Origin of the sequence: Rhizobium sp. NFR03, from assembly GCF_900111275.1 — a bacterium.
Lineage (GTDB): Bacteria > Pseudomonadota > Alphaproteobacteria > Rhizobiales > Rhizobiaceae > Ferranicluibacter.
Genome location: NZ_FOGR01000010.1, coordinates 39,571 through 60,670, shown reverse-complemented (window position 1 = coordinate 60,670; position 21,100 = coordinate 39,571). Strand labels below are relative to the sequence as shown.

The 21,100-nt window shown below is 61.5% G+C and carries 23 protein-coding genes; 19 read left to right on the top strand and 4 right to left on the bottom strand.

Going from position 1 to position 21,100, the window contains the following annotated elements; genetic code table 11:
• The first annotated feature begins 209 nt into the window (after window positions 1–209).
• The 5 genes from BSG19_RS22095 to dnaQ are packed head-to-tail and all read left to right on the top strand — an operon-like array spanning window position 210 to window position 3,868.
• Window positions 210–1,031: a pyruvate, water dikinase regulatory protein gene (locus BSG19_RS22095; protein ID WP_092990169.1), complete on the top strand. Its 822-nt coding sequence runs from the start codon at window positions 210–212 to the stop codon at window positions 1,029–1,031.
• Window positions 1,032–1,057: 26 nt separating this feature from the next.
• Window positions 1,058–1,684: a Maf-like protein gene (locus tag BSG19_RS22090; RefSeq protein ID WP_092990168.1), complete on the top strand. Its 627-nt coding sequence runs from the start codon at window positions 1,058–1,060 to the stop codon at window positions 1,682–1,684.
• Window positions 1,677–2,540 carry a shikimate dehydrogenase gene (locus BSG19_RS22085; RefSeq protein WP_092990167.1) on the top strand — a complete coding sequence of 288 codons (864 nt, stop codon included), beginning with the start codon at window positions 1,677–1,679 and terminating at the stop codon, window positions 2,538–2,540. Before BSG19_RS22090 ends, BSG19_RS22085 begins: the two co-directional genes overlap by 8 nt.
• The gene (gene coaE, locus BSG19_RS22080; RefSeq protein WP_092990166.1) at window positions 2,537–3,127 is read left to right on the top strand and encodes a dephospho-CoA kinase; all 591 of its coding nucleotides are present in this window, start codon (window positions 2,537–2,539) and stop codon (window positions 3,125–3,127) included. Before BSG19_RS22085 ends, coaE begins: the two co-directional genes overlap by 4 nt.
• 42 nt (window positions 3,128–3,169) lie before the next feature.
• Window positions 3,170–3,868 carry a DNA polymerase III subunit epsilon gene (gene dnaQ / locus BSG19_RS22075; protein ID WP_092990165.1) on the top strand — a complete coding sequence of 233 codons (699 nt, stop codon included), beginning with the start codon at window positions 3,170–3,172 and terminating at the stop codon, window positions 3,866–3,868.
• 60 nt (window positions 3,869–3,928) lie between these two features.
• Here dnaQ and secB read toward each other — a convergent pair whose 3' ends face one another.
• Window positions 3,929–4,420, bottom strand: coding sequence for a protein-export chaperone SecB (gene secB / locus BSG19_RS22070; protein ID WP_092990252.1), 492 nt, complete (start codon window positions 4,418–4,420; stop codon window positions 3,929–3,931).
• Between the two features lie 134 nt (window positions 4,421–4,554).
• Complete coding sequence (locus tag BSG19_RS22065) at window positions 4,555–5,046, bottom strand: FxsA family protein (protein WP_092990164.1); 492 nt, start codon at window positions 5,044–5,046, stop codon at window positions 4,555–4,557.
• Between the two features lie 220 nt (window positions 5,047–5,266).
• On the opposite strand from BSG19_RS22065, the gene BSG19_RS22060 reads away from it, so the two are divergent.
• The 5 genes from BSG19_RS22060 (at window position 5,267) to gyrB (ending at window position 10,800) form a co-directional block, all read left to right on the top strand.
• Complete coding sequence (locus tag BSG19_RS22060) at window positions 5,267–5,965, top strand: Tim44/TimA family putative adaptor protein (RefSeq protein ID WP_092990163.1); 699 nt, start codon at window positions 5,267–5,269, stop codon at window positions 5,963–5,965.
• Between the two features lie 82 nt (window positions 5,966–6,047).
• The gene (locus BSG19_RS22055; protein WP_092990162.1) at window positions 6,048–7,154 is read left to right on the top strand and encodes a murein transglycosylase A; all 1,107 of its coding nucleotides are present in this window, start codon (window positions 6,048–6,050) and stop codon (window positions 7,152–7,154) included.
• Entirely contained in the window at window positions 7,151–7,720 is a 570-nt protein-coding gene (locus BSG19_RS22050) for a Smr/MutS family protein (RefSeq protein ID WP_092990161.1), read from the top strand. The genes BSG19_RS22055 and BSG19_RS22050 overlap by 4 nt, the downstream gene beginning before the upstream one ends.
• Entirely contained in the window at window positions 7,717–8,094 is a 378-nt protein-coding gene (locus BSG19_RS22045; protein ID WP_092990160.1) for a helix-turn-helix domain-containing protein, read from the top strand. The genes BSG19_RS22050 and BSG19_RS22045 overlap by 4 nt, the downstream gene beginning before the upstream one ends.
• 270 nt (window positions 8,095–8,364) lie before the next feature.
• Entirely contained in the window at window positions 8,365–10,800 is a 2,436-nt protein-coding gene (gyrB, locus tag BSG19_RS22040; RefSeq protein WP_092990159.1) for a DNA topoisomerase (ATP-hydrolyzing) subunit B, read from the top strand.
• A gap of 98 nt (window positions 10,801–10,898) precedes the next feature.
• On the opposite strand, the gene BSG19_RS22035 is transcribed toward gyrB, so the two are convergent.
• Window positions 10,899–11,501 carry a nitroreductase family protein gene (locus BSG19_RS22035; RefSeq protein ID WP_092990158.1) on the bottom strand — a complete coding sequence of 201 codons (603 nt, stop codon included), beginning with the start codon at window positions 11,499–11,501 and terminating at the stop codon, window positions 10,899–10,901.
• Window positions 11,502–11,704: 203 nt separating this feature from the next.
• On the opposite strand from BSG19_RS22035, the gene BSG19_RS22030 reads away from it, so the two are divergent.
• The 9 genes from BSG19_RS22030 (at window position 11,705) to BSG19_RS21990 (ending at window position 20,648) form a co-directional block, all read left to right on the top strand.
• Window positions 11,705–12,508: an HpcH/HpaI aldolase family protein gene (locus tag BSG19_RS22030; protein WP_092990251.1), complete on the top strand. Its 804-nt coding sequence runs from the start codon at window positions 11,705–11,707 to the stop codon at window positions 12,506–12,508.
• Between the two features lie 234 nt (window positions 12,509–12,742).
• Complete coding sequence (gene phaZ / locus BSG19_RS22025) at window positions 12,743–14,014, top strand: polyhydroxyalkanoate depolymerase (protein WP_092990157.1); 1,272 nt, start codon at window positions 12,743–12,745, stop codon at window positions 14,012–14,014.
• 156 nt (window positions 14,015–14,170) lie between these two features.
• Complete coding sequence (locus tag BSG19_RS22020; protein WP_092990250.1) at window positions 14,171–14,605, top strand: DUF2852 domain-containing protein; 435 nt, start codon at window positions 14,171–14,173, stop codon at window positions 14,603–14,605.
• Window positions 14,606–14,732: 127 nt separating this feature from the next.
• On the top strand, window positions 14,733–15,512 hold the full coding sequence (locus BSG19_RS22015) for a M48 family metallopeptidase (protein ID WP_092990156.1): 780 nt from the start codon (window positions 14,733–14,735) through the stop codon (window positions 15,510–15,512).
• A 75-nt stretch (window positions 15,513–15,587) separates the two neighbouring features.
• Entirely contained in the window at window positions 15,588–16,262 is a 675-nt protein-coding gene (locus BSG19_RS22010) for a phosphoribosylanthranilate isomerase (RefSeq protein ID WP_092990155.1), read from the top strand.
• Window positions 16,259–17,479, top strand: a complete 1,221-nt coding sequence (gene trpB / locus BSG19_RS22005; RefSeq protein WP_092990154.1) for a tryptophan synthase subunit beta — start codon at window positions 16,259–16,261, stop codon at window positions 17,477–17,479. Before BSG19_RS22010 ends, trpB begins: the two co-directional genes overlap by 4 nt.
• A 4-nt stretch (window positions 17,480–17,483) precedes the next feature.
• Window positions 17,484–18,323: a tryptophan synthase subunit alpha gene (gene trpA / locus BSG19_RS22000; protein ID WP_092990153.1), complete on the top strand. Its 840-nt coding sequence runs from the start codon at window positions 17,484–17,486 to the stop codon at window positions 18,321–18,323.
• A gap of 49 nt (window positions 18,324–18,372) precedes the next feature.
• A complete protein-coding gene (gene accD / locus BSG19_RS21995; protein ID WP_092990152.1) occupies window positions 18,373–19,299 on the top strand; it encodes an acetyl-CoA carboxylase, carboxyltransferase subunit beta in 927 nt (308 codons plus the stop codon).
• Between the two features lie 8 nt (window positions 19,300–19,307).
• A complete protein-coding gene (locus BSG19_RS21990) occupies window positions 19,308–20,648 on the top strand; it encodes a bifunctional folylpolyglutamate synthase/dihydrofolate synthase (protein ID WP_092990151.1) in 1,341 nt (446 codons plus the stop codon).
• 90 nt (window positions 20,649–20,738) lie between these two features.
• On the opposite strand, the gene trxA is transcribed toward BSG19_RS21990, so the two are convergent.
• A complete protein-coding gene (gene trxA / locus BSG19_RS21985; RefSeq protein WP_280142429.1) occupies window positions 20,739–21,095 on the bottom strand; it encodes a thioredoxin in 357 nt (118 codons plus the stop codon).
• Window positions 21,096–21,100: the final 5 nt, after the last annotated feature.

Here is a 21,100-nt window from a genome sequence, read left to right as displayed (position 1 = left end):
CTGTCGCATGATATGTCTCATGCCTGTGGATGACCTGTTGAGGATCGGCGGCGATCCGTCGCATCGCGAGTCTTTTTCACAAGTTCTCCGGAAAGATCGCGAGCACGGGCCTCTTTGTGAATAAGTCGGAGGTTTTCCCCTTGCCTGCCGGGCCGGCTCGCCCCTAGGCTCACCTTATCCACCATCATCAACAGGCGGCCGAGAATAGCGTGGACAATCACAAAAACTATTTCCACCTGCATCTGATCTCCGACTCGACAGGGGAAACACTGATCGCGGCGGGCCGGGCCGCGGCTGCCCAGTTCCAGACTTATCATGCGCTGGAGCACGTCTATCCGCTGATCCGGAATCGCAAGCAACTGATGCAGGTGCTGGAATCCATCGACACCGCACCGGGCATCGTTCTCTACACGATCGTCGATCGCGAACTGTCCGACATCATCAACGCCCAGTGTCAGCAGATCGGCGTCCCCTGCGTATCCGTTCTGGAGCCGATCATCGACCTCTTCCAGACCTATCTCGGCACATCCTCACGTCGGCGGTCCGGCGCCCAGCATGTGATGGATGCAGATTATTTTGCGCGCATCGACGCGCTGAACTTCACGATGGATCATGACGACGGCCAGCTTCCGGCTGATTTCAACGATGCCGATGTCGTGCTGATCGGCATCAGTCGCACATCGAAAACGCCGACCAGTATCTATCTTGCCAATCGCGGCATCCGCACCGCCAACATCCCCATCGTGCCCGGCGTGCCCCTGCCGGAGCGATTGCTGGAGGCAACGAAGCCGTTGGTGGTCTGTCTTATCGCGACGGCCGATCGTGTGTCCCAGGTGCGCGAACACAGGGTGCTCGGCACGACCCACGGGTTTCACGGGCAGGAGTATACAGATCGGGCAGCGATTGCCGAGGAACTGAAATATGCGCGCGCGCTCTGCGCCCGGAACAACTGGCCGATCATCGACGTCACGCGGCGCTCTATCGAGGAAACGGCTGCGGCCATCGTTGCCCTGAGGCCGCGCCTGCGCTAGTCCGCATCGCGATAGGGAGATCATCCATGACGCATCAGCTTGTCCTCGCCTCCGCGAGCCCGTTCCGGCGCATGCTGCTTCAGAATGCCGGCATCGCCTTCACGTGGCAGGTGGCCGAGATCGACGAGCGCGCGCTGGAAGCGCCACTTGCGGCTGAAGGCGCTTCCCCGGAACGGGTGGCGACGGTTCTCGCCCAGGCGAAGGCCGAAGCGGTCGCCGCTGCCTTGCGAGAGGCGCAAGGGGAGGCGGGAGGAACCGGCCCGGTCGTTATCGGCTCGGATCAGACCATGTCGCTCGGGGACCGCGTGTTTCACAAGCCCGCCTCGATGGAAGAAGCGCATGAGCACCTGCGAGCCCTGTCCGGCCGGACCCATCGGCTCAACAGCGCCATCGCACTTCATCAGGATAGCAGGACCCTTTGGTCGCATGTCTCCACCGCGCGCCTGAAAATGCGCTCGCTCGGTGATGCCTTCATCGCACGGCATCTCGAACGGGTCGGAGAGAAGGCTCTGACGAGCGTTGGTGCCTACCAGCTCGAAGGAGAGGGGATCCAGCTGTTCGAGGCGATCGAAGGCGATTACTTCACGATCCTTGGACTGCCGCTCCTGCCGCTGCTGAGCGAACTGAGAAGATTGAGTGTCATCGATGCATGATTCACGTGAAACATTTGTTAACCATGCCTTCGTTGCCGGCTATCCGGTTCGCCATTCGCGATCGCCGCTGATCCATGCGCACTGGCTGAAAATACTGGGTCTGGACGGCAGCTATACAACGCGAGAGGTCACGCCCGCCATTTTTCCGGACTTCATCGCGCTTCTCAAATCCGGCCAGTCCGGTTTCATTGGCGGCAACGTCACCATTCCGCACAAGGAGACGGTGATTGCGCATGTCGATGAGGCCGATGCGCTGAGCCGGGAAATCGGCGCCGCCAACACGGTCTGGCTGGAGGAGGGCAGGCTGAAGGCGACCAATACCGACGGAATCGGTTTTGCTGCTAATCTCGACGAGCGGGCGCCTGGCTGGAACACGGCCGAGACTGCCATTGTGCTGGGTGCGGGGGGTGCCAGCCGCGCAGTCATTCAGGCCGTCCGCGATCGCGGCGTCCGCACCATCCATGTGGTCAACCGCACGCTACCCCGGGCACAGGAACTCTCCGACCGCTTCGGGCGGACACGCGTTCTCGCGCACGGCATGGAGGCATTGCCGGAGCTTCTCGCCGAAGCGACCCTCTTCATCAACACGACATCGCTCGGTATGGACGGCACGCCGGTTCCCGACTTCGATTTCACCCGCATGCCCGGCAAAGCCGTCGTGACCGATATCGTCTATATCCCCCTCGTCACGCCGATCCTGGCGCAGGCGAAAATGCAGGACCGCACCATCGTCGATGGGCTCGGCATGTTGCTGCACCAGGCCGCGCCGGGTTTCGAGAAATGGTTCGGAGAGAAACCTTGCGTGGACGAGACGCTGCGCGCGCTCGTCATCGCCGACATGGCGGCCCACGCATGATCGTCCTGGGGCTCACAGGATCGATCGGCATGGGAAAGTCCACGACGGCGGACATGTTCAAGGCATTGGGCGTCCCGGTCAACGATGCCGACGCCGTCGTTCACGATCTCTATCGCGGAGACGCCGTCCGACCCATCGAGGCGGCTTTTCCCGGTTCCACGAAAGACGGTGTGGTCGACCGCGCAGCCCTCAGCGCAGCCTTGGCGAAACATCCGGATGGCTTCAAGACACTGGAAGCCATCGTCCATCCTCTTGTCCGGGAAAGGGAGCGGGTCTTTCTGGAGAGAGAGAAGCAAGCGCACACGTCCCTCGTGCTTCTCGATATACCCTTGCTTTACGAGACCGGTGGCGAGGGCAGGGTAGACGCGGTCGTGGTCGTCACCTGCGATGCCGACATCCAGAGAGAGCGTGTTCTCGCTCGACCCGGCATGACGCCGGAGAAATTCGCCATGATCCTGTCGCGGCAGATGCCGGACAGCGAGAAGCGCGCGCGTGCAAACTATGTGATCGACACCGGTCATGGGCTGGACGCCGCGCGTCAAAGGGTCGAAGAGATTGTAAGTGCTCTGAGCGCCCAGGCGGGATAACGGCTCACCGGTAGAGATCGCATCGACGGAAGGATAAGGGACATGCGGGAAATCATCTTCGATACGGAAACCACCGGTCTCGACAATCGCCAGGATCGTGTGATCGAAATTGGCGGCATCGAGCTCAACGATCATTTTCCGACCGGCCGGACCTTCCATCAATACATCAACCCGGGCGACCGGAAGGTCCATCCCGATGCGCTTGCGGTGCACGGCATCACCGATGATTTTCTGAAGGACAAGCCGGTCTTTGCCGAGGTGGTCGAAGAGCTTATGGCTTTCTTCGAGGGCGCCCGCTGGGTCGCGCACAATGCTACCTTCGATATGGGCTTCATCAATGCGGAGCTGGCACGTCTCGATCGCCCGGCCGTCTCGCCGGACCTCGTGACCGACACCCTGTCAATGGCCCGCCGAAAACATCCGATGGGACCGAATTCGCTCGATGCGCTGTGCCGGCGTTACGGTATCGACAACACCCACCGCACGAAGCACGGCGCATTGCTCGACTCCGAGCTTCTGGCCGAAGTCTATATCGAGATGATCGGGGGCCGGCAGGCGGCTCTTGGCCTGACGACGCAGGAAAGTCGCGCGCAGACTGAGGCCTCGGACGATCTCGTCGTCGTGCCGCGCGAGCGCCCGGCACCCTTGCGCCCGCGCCTTGGCGAAAGCGATGTCGCCGCACATGCGGCCCTGATCGAGAAGATCGGCGCAAAAGCTATCTGGTCGCACTACGACGTCTGAACGAAAAATGCCCGGCCTTGTCAGACCGGGCATTTTCCGAACGTTTAAGGTGATGACCGATCAGTTCGGCGTGGTCGAAACCTGGGCGCGGACACGATCTTCGGCCATGCGCTGCGTAAACATCTGCGCAAAATCGATCGGGTCGATCATCAGCGGCGGGAAGCCGCCATTGCGCGTCGCGTCGGCCACGATCTGACGGGCAAACGGGAACAGCAGGCGCGGGCACTCGATGAAGAGCAGCGGCAGCATGTGCTCCTGCGGAAAGCCCGTCACGCGGAAGACGCCGCCATAGGTCAGCTCGACGGCAAACAGAATCTTGTCGCCATCCTTGGCTTCGGCATTCAGCGTCAGCACGACGTCGAATTCCGTATCCGTCATCGGATTGGCGTTCACATTGACGTTGATGTTGATCGCCGGAGCCTTGTCGCGGGCCTGAAGCGAGCGCGGCGCACCCGGGTTTTCGAACGAGAGGTCCTTGATGTACTGGGCGAGAATGTTGAGCGAGGGATTTTCGCCAGTGCCACCGTTCGTGGGTTCTGCTGTATCGGTCATGAGGCGCGTTCCTTGGAGGCGTTCGATAGAATGATGCGTTGACGGGAGCGGTTCATCGGTCGAGCGCATCTATCATTTCAGGCATGCCCTTACAACCCGAGCGGTCGGGTCGGGCGTTGGCGATCGCCGTTCGATCAGCGCAATCGGTCGTTCGGGCCGCTGCTGTCGGGATCTCTGGTAAATTCTGCGTCATCGAGATCGATCACGCCGGGGATGGAGCGTGGTCGGGTGCTGGCGGGATCCGGGTGGGGACGGCTTGTCCGCGTGACCACGGTGACCCGCTTTCGCAGGAACTGCCACACGGCTTCCCGCACCGCCGGAATGAAGAGAAGGATGCCGAAGACGTCCGTCAGGAAACCGGGAAGGATCAGCAGAAAGGCGGCGACCACGATCATCGCGCCATGCACGATCTGCCGGCCGGGATTCTCGCCCGTGCGCGATGCGGATTGCAGTTTCCGCAGGACACCAAGGCCTTGCGCCCTCAGGAGAAGGGCACCGACGATGGCAGACAAGAGGATGAGGCCGAGCGTGGCGCCCACGCCGATCTCGCGCCCGACGACAATGAAGGTGGCGATTTCCGCCATCGGCAGGAGCAGGAAGAAGAGCGGGATCAGGGAAAGGCGCATTCGGTCCACGTGTTCGTTGGAAGGGTTGTCGTCCGCTGGGTAGCCGTGCGGCAACCGAGCTATAGAGCGTTACCGGATCATCCCCCGGCTATCATCTGCTTCGATACCTCTGCCGTTCTGCTTTTGGCGGTCAGGCAATCTGCTCGTAGCCATTTGAATGATGGGTTCATCACGTCTATATGGGTCTCTAAGATACATCATAAAAGCGGCATTGGTGGAAATGGGATCTTTCGACTTCGTAACATTGTTCTTTCTTGTCGCCGCGGTGATCATTTTCATCCAGCTTCGCAGCGTGCTGGGTCGTCGGACAGGCAATGAACGCCCGCCATCCGATCCCTTTTCTGCCCGCGAACCCGTGGAGAGCGCCGATCCCACCGGCAAGGTGGTCCAGCTTCCGCGTCGTGATACCGTCGTGGACGAGGCGGCGCGCTATGCTGCGATCGATGCATTCGCCAAGCCCGAGACCCCGCTGAACGCCTCGCTTCGCAAGATCGCCGATGCGGACAATAGCTTCACTCCGAAGGAGTTCGTGAACGGCGCGCGGATGGCCTATGAGATGATCGTGACCGCGTTTGCGGACGGCGACAGGAAGACGCTGAAGTCGCTCCTCTCCAAGGAAGTCTATGACGGCTTCGAAGCGGCGATCGCCGACCGCGAGGCCAAGGGAGAAACGGTCAAATCGACCTTTGTCGGCATCGAGAAATCCGACATCGTCTCGGCGGACCTGAAGGATGGCGAAGCGATCATCACCGTACGGATCTTCAGCCAGCTGATCTCGGCGACCTTTAACAAGGCCGGCACGGTCGTCGATGGCGATGCGGAAGCCGTGTCCGAGGTCAACGATCTCTGGACGTTCGCCCGCGACACCCGTTCGCGCGATCCGAACTGGAAGCTGATCGCAACCGAATCCGAAAACTAGGTGCTTTGCGTCCTGGCGGTTTCGCGGGGATGCAAACACGAACGAGCATGCCGGTCAGCCGAGCAGAGAGATAGGATCGCCGATGGATTTCGCGCTCCGCAAGGTCGCCTTTTCGGATCTGCCCGGCTGGGCGCAGGATGATCCGGCTGCTCTGCTGCCGGCACTCCGGCGGTGCCGGCACCATGTCGAGACGGTCAAGCACCACCGCACCGGATCGCTCGGCATATCCTCGCAAGATCTCCTGCCCGCCTATCGTGCCGCCGATGACCTCGACGCGCCTGATGCCGCTACCTCCCGCGCCTTCTTCGAGGAAAATTTTCAGCCCTTCGCCATAGAGCGTCGGGATGGAAAGGCGGGCTTCGTCACCGCCTTCTTCGAGCCGACCGTCGCCGTCAGCCGCGAGCGCACCGGCGAATACACCTATCCCTTCTATCGCCGTCCCGACGATCTGATCGATCTCGATGCAACCAACCGCCCGGCGTCTCTGGACGAAAGCTTTGCCTTTGCCCGAAAGGTCGAGGGTCTCTTCGAGGAATATCCGGACCGTGAAGCGATCGAGACCGGCTTTCTTGCCGGGCGCGGGCTGGAGATCGCCTATGCCCGATTAAAGACCGATGTCTTCTTCGCCCATGTTCAGGGTGCCGCACGCCTCGTCTTTCCGGACGGTTCTTCGCAGCGCGTTACCTATGCCGCAAAGAGCGGCCATCCCTTCTCGGCCATTGGCCGGCTGCTGATCGACCGGGGCGACATCGATGCGGCTACCGTATCCATGCAGTCGATCAAGGCCTGGCTCGATACGCATCCCGAGGAAGCCGATGCGGTGATGTGGCATAACCGCTCCTTCATTTTCTTTCGGGAGGCTGCGGTCGAGGATCCCGAGCTTGGACCCGTTGCCGCCGCCAAGGTGCCCTTGCAGCCGGGACGTTCATTGGCGATCGACCGCCTGATCCATACGTTTGGCGTGCCGTTTTTCATCGCAAGCGACAGCCTGACCCGCATCGACGACGGGAAGCCGTTCCGCCGGCTGATGCTCGCCCTCGACACCGGCACCGCCATCGTCGGCCCGGCTCGCGGTGACATCTTTACCGGTTCGGGGAATGAAGCCGGAGAGCGGGCGGGCGCGGTTCGCAACGATGCGGACTTTTTCATTTTGATTCCGAAGGCGGCGGCAGCAAGATACGAGACATGACGAGGAAGAAGACGCTATCGAGCGAGGACCGCATTCTCTGGGGCAAGGTCGCCCGCTCGACGCGCGCGCTGCCCGGACGCATGGAACTGCTTGCGCTCTTCGAAGGGGATGAAGCGCCGAAAAAGCCCGCCGAACCCGTACCTGTTCCCGTAGCGAAGGTGACGCGCGAGCCGGCACCTGTCGTCAAGGTCGAAACTGCGAGACGTCACCAGCCGCTGGAAAAGCCGGTCAAGCGCAAGCTGGCCAAGGGTCATCTGCCGATCGATGCCCGCATCGACCTTCACGGCATGGCGCAGTCGGAGGCGCATGGGCTCCTGCTGCGGTTCATAACCCGTGCGCATGATCATGGCTTGCGCCATGTTCTCGTCATCACCGGCAAGGGCACGTCGATGGGCAGCGAAGGCGTCTTGAGGCGGGCGGTGCCGCTCTGGTTCTCGCTGCCCGATTTTCGCCCTCTGATTTCCTCCTACGAGCCTGCTGCCCGCAATCATGGGGGCGAGGGCGCTCTTTATGTTCGCCTCTCGCGGCATGGCGTCTCGCGACATGGCTCCGGCTACAGTGCATGACACCCTTCGGTGAAGAAATGGTCCGCCTGCGCGCCGAGCGGGGGGTGACGCAGAAGCAGATGGCGAAGGCGCTCAACGTGTCCGCTGCCTACCTCTCGGCGCTGGAGCACGGAAAGCGCGGTACGCCGAGTTTCGATTTCCTCCAGCGGGTCGCCGGGTACTTCCACATTATCTGGGATGAAGCGGATGCCCTGTTCGCGCTTGCGGCGCAGTCGAACCCGCGCGTCACCGTCGATACATCGGGCCTTCCACCAGGCCATACGATCCTTGCCAATCTTCTGGCAGCCCGGATCCGACATCTTCCCGACCAGACGGTTGTGGATATCACGCAACTTTTGGACAATGCACAGAAGGGTGCTAAAGAAGGTTCTTGAAACCCTCTCCGGCAAAAGAGCCTGTCGATGTTGCCTCGGGAGATGCGAGAAATGATCAAAGTGCTCATCCCCTGATCCCGCTGTCGCCGGATCGCTGAAAAGTCCTGTTTCTGGCCCGCAACCATCTGTCAGATTTGGAACCGGACCCGGAAATGCCTATATTCAGACGATTGCCAATACGCTGATTCGTCATTCGGATTTCCGCATGGACCAGCTTCTCGTATGGCAAGCGTCCGGAAGACGCCGTAACAATGGAAAGACCCGACCTCTATGACCGAACTGCCTGATGCTGCAACCGGCGCGAATGCCGAATATGGTGCCGATTCGATCAAGGTTCTCAAGGGTCTCGATGCCGTGCGCAAGCGGCCGGGCATGTATATCGGCGACACCGACGATGGTTCGGGCCTGCACCACATGGTCTATGAAGTGGTCGACAACGCGATCGACGAAGCGCTGGGCGGCTATGCCGACCTCGTTACGGTGACGCTCAACGCGGATGGCTCCGTGACCGTGACCGACAACGGACGCGGCATCCCGACCGACATCCACAAGGAAGAAGGCGTATCCGCCGCCGAGGTCATCATGACCCAGCTGCACGCCGGCGGCAAGTTCGACCAGAATTCCTACAAGGTCTCCGGCGGTCTCCACGGCGTCGGCGTATCCGTGGTCAACGCGCTCTCCGTTTCCCTCAAACTGAAGATCCGCCGCGTCGGCAAGATCCACGAGATGAGCTTCACCCATGGCGTGGCCGACGGTCCGTTGGAAGTGACGGGCGACAGCGGCGGCACGACGGGAACGGAAGTCACCTTCCTGCCGAGCACCGACACCTTCACGCAGGTCGAGTTCGACTATGGAACGCTGGAGCATCGCCTGCGCGAGCTCGCCTTCCTGAATTCCGGCGTCCGCATCGTTCTCACGGACAAGCGGCACTCCGACATCAAGCAGGAAGAGATGATGTATGACGGCGGCTTGGAAGCCTTCGTCGTCTATCTCGACCGTGCCAAGAAGCCGCTGGTCTCACGGCCGGTTTCCATCCGCGGCGAGAAGGACGGCATCACCGTCGAGGTCGCGATGTGGTGGAACGACAGCTACCACGAGAACATGCTCTGCTTTACCAACAACATTCCCCAGCGGGATGGCGGCACGCATATGGCCGGCTTCCGTGGCGCCCTGACGCGCCAGGTGACGTCCTATGCCGACCAGTCAGGCATCACCAAGAAGGAGAAGGTGACGCTGCAGGGCGAAGACTGCCGCGAAGGCCTGACAGCCGTTCTCTCCGTCAAGGTTCCCGATCCCAAGTTCTCGTCGCAGACCAAGGACAAGCTCGTGTCCTCCGAAGTGCGCCCCGTGGTCGAAAGCCTCGTCAACGAAGCGCTGAGCACCTGGTTCGAAGAACATCCGGCCGACGCGAAGATTCTCGTCGGCAAGGTGGTGGAAGCCGCCGCCGCCCGCGAGGCTGCCCGCAAGGCGCGCGAACTGACCCGCCGCAAGGGTGCGCTCGACATTTCCTCGCTGCCCGGCAAGCTCGCCGACTGCTCGGAGCGTGACCCCTCCAAGTCCGAACTCTTCCTCGTCGAAGGTGACTCGGCCGGCGGTTCCGCCAAGCAGGGGCGTTCGCGCGAGAACCAGGCGATCCTGCCTCTGCGCGGCAAGATTCTGAACGTCGAGCGCGCGCGCTTCGACAAGATGCTGTCGAGCCAGGAAATCGGCACGCTTATCACGGCCTTGGGCACGTCGATCGGCAAGGACGAGTTCAATCCGGAAAAGCTGCGCTACCACAAGATCATCATCATGACGGACGCCGACGTGGACGGTGCCCATATCAGGACGCTGCTGCTGACGTTCTTCTTCCGCCAGATGCCGGAACTGATCGAGCGCGGCCATCTCTACATCGCCCAGCCGCCGCTCTACAAAGTCACGCGCGGCAAATCGGCCCAGTACCTGAAGGACGAGAAGGCCTTCGAGGAATATCTGATCTCGATGGGTCTGGAAGAGGCGCGGCTGGAACTCGGTTCCGGCGAAGTTCGTGCCGGACAGGATCTGCGTGAAGTCATCACCGATGCGCTGCGCCTGCGCGCGCTCGTCGAAGGCTTGCATTCGCGCTACAGCCGCTCCGTCGTCGAGCAGGCGGCGATTGCCGGCGCGCTCAATCCGGAACGCCTGCGCGATGACGAGAAATCCGCGGTTATCGCCCGTGAACTCGCCGAGCGACTGGACCTCATCGCCGATGAAACCGAACGGGGATGGAGCGCCGAAATTGCCGGTGACGGCGGGCTGCGGCTCGAGCGCATGGTCCGCGGCGTCAGGGAGCTGGCCTTCCTCGACATGGCGCTAATCGCATCTCAGGATGCCCGCCTGATCGACCAGCTGAACGCCAAGCTCCACGATATCTACGCCGTTCCGCCCGTTCTGCGGCGCAAGGAAGGCACGCAGGAAATCAGCGGGCCGCGCGCGCTGCTCGATGCCATCTTCGCCAGCGGCCGTAAAGGCCTCTCCATGCAGCGCTACAAGGGTCTCGGCGAGATGAATGCCGAACAGCTCTGGGAAACGACACTCGACCCGAACGTTCGTTCGCTGCTCCAGGTTCGCGTCAACGATGCGACCGATGCCGACAGCCTGTTCTCCCGCCTCATGGGCGACGAAGTGGAGCCGCGCCGCGACTTCATTCAGGAAAACGCGCTGAATGTGGCAAACCTCGATATCTGATCAGTTCCATTCCTTGGAGACGGACATCGAAAAGCCCTCGCAACCATCCGGTTGCGAGGGCTTTGTTACATTGACCTAGGACATAAGGCCTGAGCCGATCAGTTGGCCTTGAAGCTGCCGTTGAAAGCAAGTTCGGAGAGCGGACGGCGCGGGCTGGGTGTTTCCTTGGCCTGCAAACCCTCCGGCAGCACCGACTTGTCGCCGACCCGGCCGATCGCCACAGCGGCCTCGACGCGATAACCTTCGGGAATTCCCAGAATCTCGGCAGCCTTGTCGAAGTGAATGCCGGTCATGCCGTGGGCCTGATAGCCCAGAAGCATCGCCTGATGGGCAATGGCGCCCCAGGCCGAACCTGCGTCGAAGCTATGGCTATAGGAGGGCTTGGATTCGGTCGAACCCGGTGCCGTGAAATGCGTCTTCGAAATGATGATCACGAGAGCGGAGGCGGACTTCGCCCAGCTCTGGTTGAAATCGTTGAGGATCGGAAGAAGCGTATCCCATTCCGGCGTGCCGCGCAGCGCGTAGGAGAAACGCCATGGCTGGGAGTTGAAGGCTGACGGTGCCCAGCGGCCGGCTTCCAGGATCGTCAGAAGCTCGGCTTCGCCCATCGTCTCATCCTTGAAGGCGCGTGGCGACCACCGGTCGAGAAAGCTTGCTTCGATCGGATAGTCGGCCTGTCGGAAATTGCTCGACGTGGTCATGGTTCTGGTCCTTCCAGTGTGTCGGCCGCTGTGCCAGCGATCGCCGATGGGAAAAGCGCGGGCGCGTGGGAGTGCGCACGCCACCATCTAGTAAGTCCATGCCGTTCCCGACAAGATGCTTTTGGCGAATACAGTGTCTTCGCCATGGAGACGATTGTCACATGCCCTATCTCAAGCGGATCAGGGGTGAGGAGGAGAGCGACGTGCCGGCACCGGTCAACCCATTCAAGGCGGCGCTGAAGGCGCGACGCTTCCAGCTCGGTTTCTGGGTGGCGCTCGCCAGCCCTTATGCCGCCGAGGTCCTGTCCGGCAGCGGTTATGACTGGCTGCTTATCGACGGAGAGCATGCCCCGAACGACATTCCCTTGCTCGCAGCGCAGGTGCAGGCGCTCAAAGGCTCGCAAAGTCACGCCGTCGTGCGACTGCCGGTGGGTGAGACATGGATGATCAAGCAGATCCTCGACGCCGGTCCCCAGACGGTCATGATCCCGATGGTGGAAACCGTCGAGGAAGCCGAGCGTCTGGTCCGGGCGGTGCGCTATCCGCCGCATGGCGACCGCGGCGTCGGCGCTGCCCTCGGCCGCGCCTCCAGCTTCAGCCGCATCGGTGATTATCTGGAAACGGCGGATCGCGAAATCTGCCTGATCGTCCAGATCGAAAGCCGCGCCGGTCTGGCCGCTCTTGACGGGATCGCTGCCGTCGATGGTGTGGATGCCTTGTTTATCGGTCCGTCCGATCTTGCCGCCGACATGGGTCTTCTCGGGCAGCCCGGTCATGCCGATGTGACGGAGGCCATTGGCGATGCCTTCACGCGGATCGCCCGAGCCGGCAAGGCTTCCGGAATCATGACGCTGAACCTCGATCAGGCGCGGCTTTATCGTGAACTCGGCGCGGACTTCATGGCGATCGGCACGGATGTCACGACGCTCGTGGAAGCAACCACCCGGCTCCGCATGCAATATCAGAACGATGAAACTTCCGCTCCCGCAGGATCGTCGGGATATTGAGGGGCTTATCGACTTGTCAATGCCTTCGGGCGCACACTTCGTCCGGGAATGTAGGAGGATTTCAAGATGATGGAGAAGGAAGGTCTTGCTACAGTTTCGCACCGGCCAACCATGATACTCTAACACACTTGCCGCACTGCACAATAAAGCGTAGCCTGAAATATTAGAGGAATATGGAACGGGGACTTTACGCCAGAGACGTCTCCGCTCACGGTAAAAAGGAGTTTGCATCCAGTGTTTTACCAATTCTACGAACTGAACCATGCGATCATGGCTCCCTGGCGTGCCGCAGCCGACGCCATGCGTCTGGCCTATAGCAACCCGCTCAATCCGCTTTCGCAAACCTATCTCGGCCGTACTGCCGCCGCCGGTCTTGAGGTCTTCGAACGCTCGACCCGCCGCTACGGCAAGCCGGAATTCGGCCTTCATGAAACGATCATCGGCGACCAGCCGATCTCGATCGACGAGAAGATCGTCTGGCGGCAGCCCTTCTGCAATCTCATTCATTTCGAGCGTATCCTCGAAAAGCCGGCCAAGTCCGATCCACGCGTCCTGATCGTCGCGCCGATGTCCGGCCACTACGCGACCCTGCTGCGCGGCACTGTGGAAGCCCTGCTTCCGACGTCCGACATCTATATCACGGACTGGATCGACGCCCGCATGGTGCCCCTGACCGAGGGGACGTTCGACCTTGACGATTACATCGAATACGTCATCGAGATCCTGCATTTCCTGGGTCCCGATACGCATGTCATCGCGGTCTGCCAGCCCGCCGTTCCTGTTCTCGCAGCCGTCGCCATCATGGAAGCCCGGGGCGACGCGCTCTCGCCGGCCTCGATGACGCTGATGGGGGGGCCGATCGATACGCGGATCAACCCGACCGCGGTGAACAAACTGGCCAAGGACAAGCCGATCGAGTGGTTCCGCGACAATGTCGTGATGCCTGTTCCCTTTCCGCAGCCCGGCTTCATGCGGCCGGTCTATCCCGGCTTCCTCCAGCTCTCCGGCTTCATGTCGATGAACCTCGACAGGCATATCAACGCCCAGAAGGAATTCTTCGACCACCTGGTCAAGCATGACGGTGACGCCGCCGAGAAGCATCGGGAGTTCTACGACGAATATCTCGCCGTAATGGACCTCACCGCAGAATTCTACCTCCAGACGGTGGACGTCGTCTTCATGCAGCACGCTTTGCCGAAGGGCGAGATGATGCATCGCGGCGAGCGCGTGGATACGCAAGCGATCCGCAAGGTGGCCTTGCTGACGGTGGAAGGCGAAAACGACGACATTTCCGGCGTCGGCCAGACGGAGGCGGCACAGACTATCTGTTCCAATATTCCAGACCATATGCGGATGCATTACATGCAGCCGGATGTCGGCCATTACGGTGTTTTCAACGGTTCGCGCTTCCGCCGCGAGATCGCACCCCGCATCGCGGCCTTCCAGCGAGAACACGGTCGCAAGGCGACGACGGTGAAGGTCATCAAGGGTGGTAAAACCGCTTAAACCTGAGAAAGCGAATGGAAACATCAAAAAATGGTGAGATCGGGCAAGCCCTTGCCCGATTTTCCATGACCTCGTCTTGTGATGGAATGGCGTTATTCCCACATCGATGGAAGCGGGTTCGACGATCGGACCCTCATTGACGAGGACTTAATTCCCATGAATCAAAATGCCTTGATCCGTCCTGACTGGACGCCCGCGACCATTGCGTTGATGGTTCTCGGTTTCGTCGTCTTCTGGCCGCTTGGCCTTGCCATGCTCGCCTACATTCTCTTCGGCGAAAAACTGAAAGCTTTCAAGCGAGACGCAAATGCGTCCGTCGATACCGTGTTCTCCACCTTCAAGGGTGGCTTTGGCAAGACCGGGTTCACGCGAGGCACGTTCCGCACCGGCAACGTCGCCTTCGACGACTGGCGCGAGGCGGAACTGGCGCGGCTCGATGAAGAGCGCCGCCGTCTGGACGATATGCGCGAAGACTTCGACGCCTATGTCCGCGAACTGCGCCGTGCCAAGGACCAGGACGATTTCGACCGCTTCATGCGCGAACGCAACAACCCGTCGAATGGCCCGGTTACCGGCTACACCGGCAACTGATGCATCGAGCGCTTCGAAACCTCAGGCGCTCATTGACAAAGACCAGGCCGGCCTTCCCTGTGGGGAGGGCCGGTTTTTTCGTTTCCTTGCCCGGGAAAAAGACCCGCGAATCATTTATCAGGAACCCATGTTTCCTCTGTTGCTCAAGCCTGTTCGCGGGAAGAAGCCGGTCGCACCTGTCCGGCCGGTGACGAAGGCTGTCGTGAAGACGCTGACCGTCGACGGGCGAGCGGTTCCGTTGACGATCCGGCAGAACCCGCGGGCGACGCGGATGACGTTGCGGATAGAGCCCGGCGGCCGTGCGCTCAAGATGACCATTCCGCCCGGCCTGCCCGAGCGTGAGGTTACGCAGTTTCTCGACCGTCATCAGGCGTGGCTTTCCAGCCGGCTTGCGCGCTTTTCCGGCGAAAGCGTGCTGGAAGAGGGGGGCATGATCTTCCTGCGTGGCGTTGCGCATCGCATCGAGCGGACGGGGCGGCTTCGCGGCGTCACGGAAAGCGTCGTGGTCGATGAAGAGGCCGTGCTCAGGGTCAGCGGTGCGCCGGAACATCTCGGCCGTCGTATCGCCGATTTCCTGAAGAAGGAAGCACGCAAGGATCTGGAGCATCTTGCACCCGCTCATGCGCTGCATGTCGGCCGCCGGATCAAGTCTCTGACGCTGCGGGACACGCGAAGTCGCTGGGGCTCCTGCGCGGTGGATGGCGCACTGAATTTCTCCTGGCGGATCGTCATGGCGCCGCCCTACGTCATCGATTATCTCGCAGCCCATGAGGTGGCCCACCTCAAGGAAATGAACCATGGCCCGAATTTCTGGGCGCTCTGCGAGCGGCTCTGCCCCCGCACACCCGACGCCCGACACTGGCTGAAGCGCAACGGTACGCTGCTGCATGCCATCGACTTCACCTGATCGCGTGCACCGACGCGTATGCGAGCCCTTGTTTTGGCTCGACTCGCAGAGCGATTCATGCAAATGCGGTGCCTTATGACCATCGATGTCAAGATCTGCGGGTTGAAGACCGCCGAAGCCGTCGACAAGGCGGTTGCCTTGGGCGCGAACCATGTCGGCTTCATCTTTTTCGAGAAGAGCCCGCGCAATATCGAGCCGGACGATGCCGCACGGCTTGCCGACCGGATCAGGGGACAGGCAAAGATCGTTGCCGTGACGGTGGATGCGGATAACGACACGCTGGACGAAATCGTCTCGTCGCTCGACCCCGACATCCTGCAGCTTCACGGCCATGAGACGGCTGCCCGCGCGCTCGACATCCGCGCCATTTACGGCCGGCCGGTCATGAAGGCGTTTTCGGTGCGCGATGCCGACGATCTGCGCGCTGTGGATGCCTATATCGGCATTGCCGACAGGTTTCTGTTCGATGCAAAAGCCCCCAAGGGTTCGGACCTGCCGGGCGGCAACGGCGTTTCGTTCGACTGGACGCTCCTCGACGCGCTTGACGCGGAGGTGGATTACATGCTTTCCGGCGGTCTGAACGCCGGAAACATCCGTGAGGCCCTGGAGATGACGGGCACGCGCGCGATCGACATCTCCTCCGGAGTGGAGAGCGCGCCCGGCGTCAAGGACCTCAGGCGGATGGAAGAGTTTTTCGATGCCGTTGCACAGGCTCGCGCAGAGCCTTTCCGGTCAAGGAGCACGACGTGAATCAGACCCCTCTACCCAATTCCTTCCGTTCCGGCCCCGACGAGGACGGTCGTTTCGGTATCTTCGGCGGTCGCTTCGTTGCGGAAACGCTGATGCCGCTGATCCTCGAGCTCGAAGCCGAGTGGGAAAAGGCCAAGACCGATCCCGCCTTCAAGGCCGAGCTCGAACATCTCAACACGCATTATACCGGCCGTCCGAGCCCGCTCTATTTCGCCGAGCGCCTGACGGAAGAGCTTGGCGGTGCGAAGGTCTATTTCAAGCGCGACGAGCTGAACCACACCGGGTCGCACAAGATCAACAACTGCCTCGGCCAGATCCTGCTTGCCAAGCGTATGGGCAAGACCCGCATCATCGCGGAAACCGGCGCCGGCCAGCACGGCGTGGCGACGGCAACCGTTGCGGCACGCTTCGGTCTTCCCTGCGTGGTCTACATGGGCGCGACGGATGTCGAGCGGCAGTCGCCGAACGTCTTCCGCATGAAGCTTCTCGGTGCCGAAGTACGCCCCGTCACGGCGGGACACGGCACGCTGAAGGACGCCATGAACGAGGCCCTGCGCGACTGGGTCACGAATGTGGACGACACCTATTACCTGATCGGCACGGCCGCAGGCCCGCATCCCTATCCGGAAATGGTCCGCGACTTCCAGGCCGTCATCGGCCGGGAGACGCGTGAGCAGATGCTGGCCATGGAAGGCCGTCTGCCGGACATGCTGATCGCTGCCGTCGGCGGCGGCTCCAATGCTATCGGTCTCTTTCACCCGTTCCTGGACGATGCCAGCGTCAAGATCGTCGGCGTGGAAGCCGGCGGCAAGGGTCTCGACGGCGAGGAGCATTGCGCCTCGCTGACAGCGGGCTCACCCGGCGTTCTCCATGGCAATCGCACCTATCTGTTGCAGGACAAGGACGGTCAGATCAAGGAGGGCCACTCGATCTCCGCCGGCCTCGACTATCCCGGCATCGGGCCCGAGCATTCTTGGCTGAAGGATGCCGGCCGCGTCGAATATGTGCCGATCATGGACCATGAGGCGCTTGAAGCTTTCCAGCTCCTCACCCGCGTCGAAGGCATCATTCCCGCTCTGGAGCCGAGCCATGCGCTCGCCGAAGTCATCAAGCGGGCGCCGACGATGGACAAGGACCAGATCATCGTGATGAACCTCTGCGGACGCGGCGACAAGGATATCTTCACCGTCGGCAAGCTGCTCGGAATGGGACTGTAAGAACATGAGCGCACGTTTCGACAGGACCTTCGCCAAGGCTGCCGCCGAGCATCGGCCGGTGCTCGTCACCTACATCATGGGCGGCGATCCCGACTTCGACACGTCCCTGTCGATCATGAAGGCGCTGCCTTCCGCCGGTGCCGACATCATCGAGCTCGGCATGCCCTTTTCCGACCCGATGGCCGATGGCCCGGCGATCCAGCTTGCGGGCCAGCGCGCGCTCGCCGGCGGCCAGACACTCGAAAAGACGCTGGAGCTGTCCCGCCAGTTCCGCAAGACGGATACGGATACGCCGATCGTCATGATGGGCTACTACAATCCGATCTACATCTATGGCGTGGACCGTTTTCTCGAGAACGCGCTCGCCGCCGGCATCGATGGCCTGATCGTCGTGGACCTGCCGCCGGAAATGGACGACGAACTTTGCCTGCCCGCGCTCAAGAAGGGCATCAGCTTCATCCGCCTTGCAACGCCGACGACGGACGGACGGCGTCTGCCCAAGGTTCTCGAAAATACCTCGGGCTTCGTCTATTATGTCTCCATGAACGGCATAACCGGCTCGGCTCTGCCGGAACCGGCACTGGTCGGTGGCGCCGTGGCGCGCATCAAGGAGCATACCAACCTGCCGGTTTGCGTCGGCTTCGGTGTCAAGACCGCCGAGCATGCCCGTGCCATCGGCGCGTCCGCAGACGGCGTGGTTGTGGGCACGGTCATCATCAATCAGGTCGCATCCAGCCTGACCGAAGACGGTCAGGCAACAGGCGCGACCGTTCCGGGCGTCGAAGCCCTCGTTCGCGGCCTTTCGGCCGGCGTCCGGGCCGCACGTCTTGCCGCAGCCGAATAATCGCCCACATTCAGGGCAATGACAGGCTGAACGATTTCAGGAGTTTCATGTGAACTGGATTACCAACTACGTTCGCCCGAAGATCAATTCGATGCTCGGCCGCCGCGAGGTTCCGGAAAACCTTTGGATCAAATGCCCGGAAACGGGCGAGATGGTGTTTCATCGCGATCTCGAAGAAAACAAATGGGTCATTCCCGCCTCCGGCTTCCACATGAAGATGCCGGCAAAGGCGCGTCTGAAGGACCTCTTCGACGAGGGCGTCTATGAGGCACTGCCGCAGCCGAAGGTAGCGCAGGACCCGCTGAAGTTCCGCGACTCGAAGAAGTACACAGACCGTCTGCGAGACAGCCGCGCGAAGACCGAGATGGAGGATACGATCCTTGCCGGTGTCGGCACCGTCGAGGGGCTGAAGCTCGTGGCCGTCGTGCACGAGTTCGCCTTCATGGGCGGCTCGCTCGGCATTGCCGCCGGCGAGGCGATCATCAAGGCATTCGAGCGCGCGATTGCCGAGAAGTGCCCGCTCGTCATCTTCCCGGCCTCGGGCGGCGCCCGCATGCAGGAAGGCATTCTTTCGCTCATGCAGTTGCCGCGCACCACCGTTGCCGTGCAGATGCTGAAGGAGGCAGGCCTTCCCTATATCGTCGTCCTGACGAACCCCACCACGGGCGGCGTTACGGCATCCTATGCGATGCTCGGCGATTTGCACCTGGCGGAGCCCGGCGCCGAAATCTGCTTTGCCGGCAAGCGCGTCATCGAACAGACCATCCGTGAAAAATTGCCCGAGGGCTTCCAGACATCGGAATATCTGATGGATCACGGTATGATCGATATGGTCATCAAGCGTCACGACATCCCCTCGACGCTCGCCCGCGTGCTGAAGATCATGCTCAAGAAGCCGGTCGATGCCGTCAAACGGACCGTCGAGCCGGAAATCGTGGTTCCCGCGGCAGCCGTGCCTGTTGCGGCCAGCGTTTAAGCGACGCGATGACCGTCGAGGCAAGCGAAGCCACGCAGGAGATCGACAAGCTCCTCGCCCTTCACCCCAAAGGCTTCGATCTGTCGCTGGAGCGCGTCACGCGTCTCCTCGACAGGCTCGGCAATCCGCAGGACCGTCTGCCGCCCGTCATTCACGTGGCGGGCACCAACGGCAAGGGATCGGTCAGCGCTTTCTCGCGGGCGATCCTTGAAGCGTCAGGTCTTTGCGTCCACGTCCACACCTCGCCGCACCTCGTCTCCTGGCATGAGCGCTACCGCCTCGGCTTCAAGGGCGGGCGCGGCGAATATGCGACGGATGCGGTTCTCGCAGATACGGTGCGCCGGGTTGCGGCCGCAAATCGTGGCGAGACGATTACCGTCTTCGAGATTCTCACCGCCGTCACCTTCGTTCTCTTCTCCGAGCATCCGGCCGATGTCGCCATTATCGAGGTCGGTCTCGGCGGGCGTTTCGACGCGACGAACGTCATCAAGACGCCGGCCGTATCCACCATAATGCCGATCTCGCTCGACCATCAGGCCTATCTGGGTGATCGCGTCGAACTGATTGCGGCCGAAAAAGCCGGCATCATGAAGCGCGGATGTCCCGTCGTTATTGGACAGCAGGAGGAAGAGGCGGCGCGCGACGTGCTCGTCACCACTGCCGAGCGGCTGCGCTGCCCCGTATCCGTCTACGGACAGGACTTTCTGGCCCATGAGGAGTTCGGCCGCCTGATCTATCAGGACGATGCCGGACTGATCGACCTGCCGCTTCCGCGCCTCCCCGGCCGGCATCAATATGCCAATGCCGCCGCGGCGATCCGTACCATCCGTGCAGCCGGTTTCGACCCGTCCGATGCGGCAATCGAGAAGGGCCTGACGACGGTGGAATGGCCGGGCCGCCTGCAACGGCTGACGAGCGGACGGCTGGCGGAACGTGCGCCGAAGGGTGCGGAGATCTGGGTGGATGGCGGCCACAATCCTGGCGCCGGCAAGGTGATCGCCGAGACGATGGCGAACCTCGAGGAGCGCGATCCGCGGCCTCTGTTCCTCATCATCGGCATGATCAACACCAAGGATCCCGCCGGCTATTTCCAGGCCTTCTCCGGCCTTGCCGAACAGGTCTTCACCGTGCCGATCCGCGGTACGGATGTCGGAATCGATCCGGTTGTTCTGGCGGAAGATGCGGCGGCCCAGGGCTTCGAGGTCGAGCCGGTCTCCTCTGTCACGGAAGCGCTCGCGATCCTGTCGGTCCTGTTCGAGAACCAGCCGGTTGCTCCCCGCATCCTCATCGGCGGCTCGCTCTATCTCGTCGGTAACGTGCTTGCCGACAACGGCACGCCACCGCGCTGAAAAAACGCTTAACGGCAATGAAGGCAAAAAAAACCCGGCTTCAAGGCCGGGTTCTTCAATTCTCGGATCAAATGATCTTGGACGAGATCTTTAAGCGGCAGCGTTGGCGATCCAGGAGGTCAGCGCTGTTTTCGGCGCAGCACCAACCTTGATGTCAGCCACTTCGCCGGCCTTGAAGATCGCGAGTGTCGGGATCGAGCGGACGCCGTACTGGGCAGCGATCTCGGGGTTCTCGTCGATGTTGATCTTTGCAACCTTGACCTTGCCGGCCATCTCGTTGGAGATTTCCTCGAGGCTCGGTGCGATCATCTTGCACGGGCCGCACCATTCTGCCCAGAAATCGACGATAACCGGCTCCTGTGCATTGAGAACTTCATCCTGAAAATTGGATGTATCGACTTTCACGGTCGCCATGATGCGCTCCTGGTTTCTATGTGCGGGTTCTATAATGC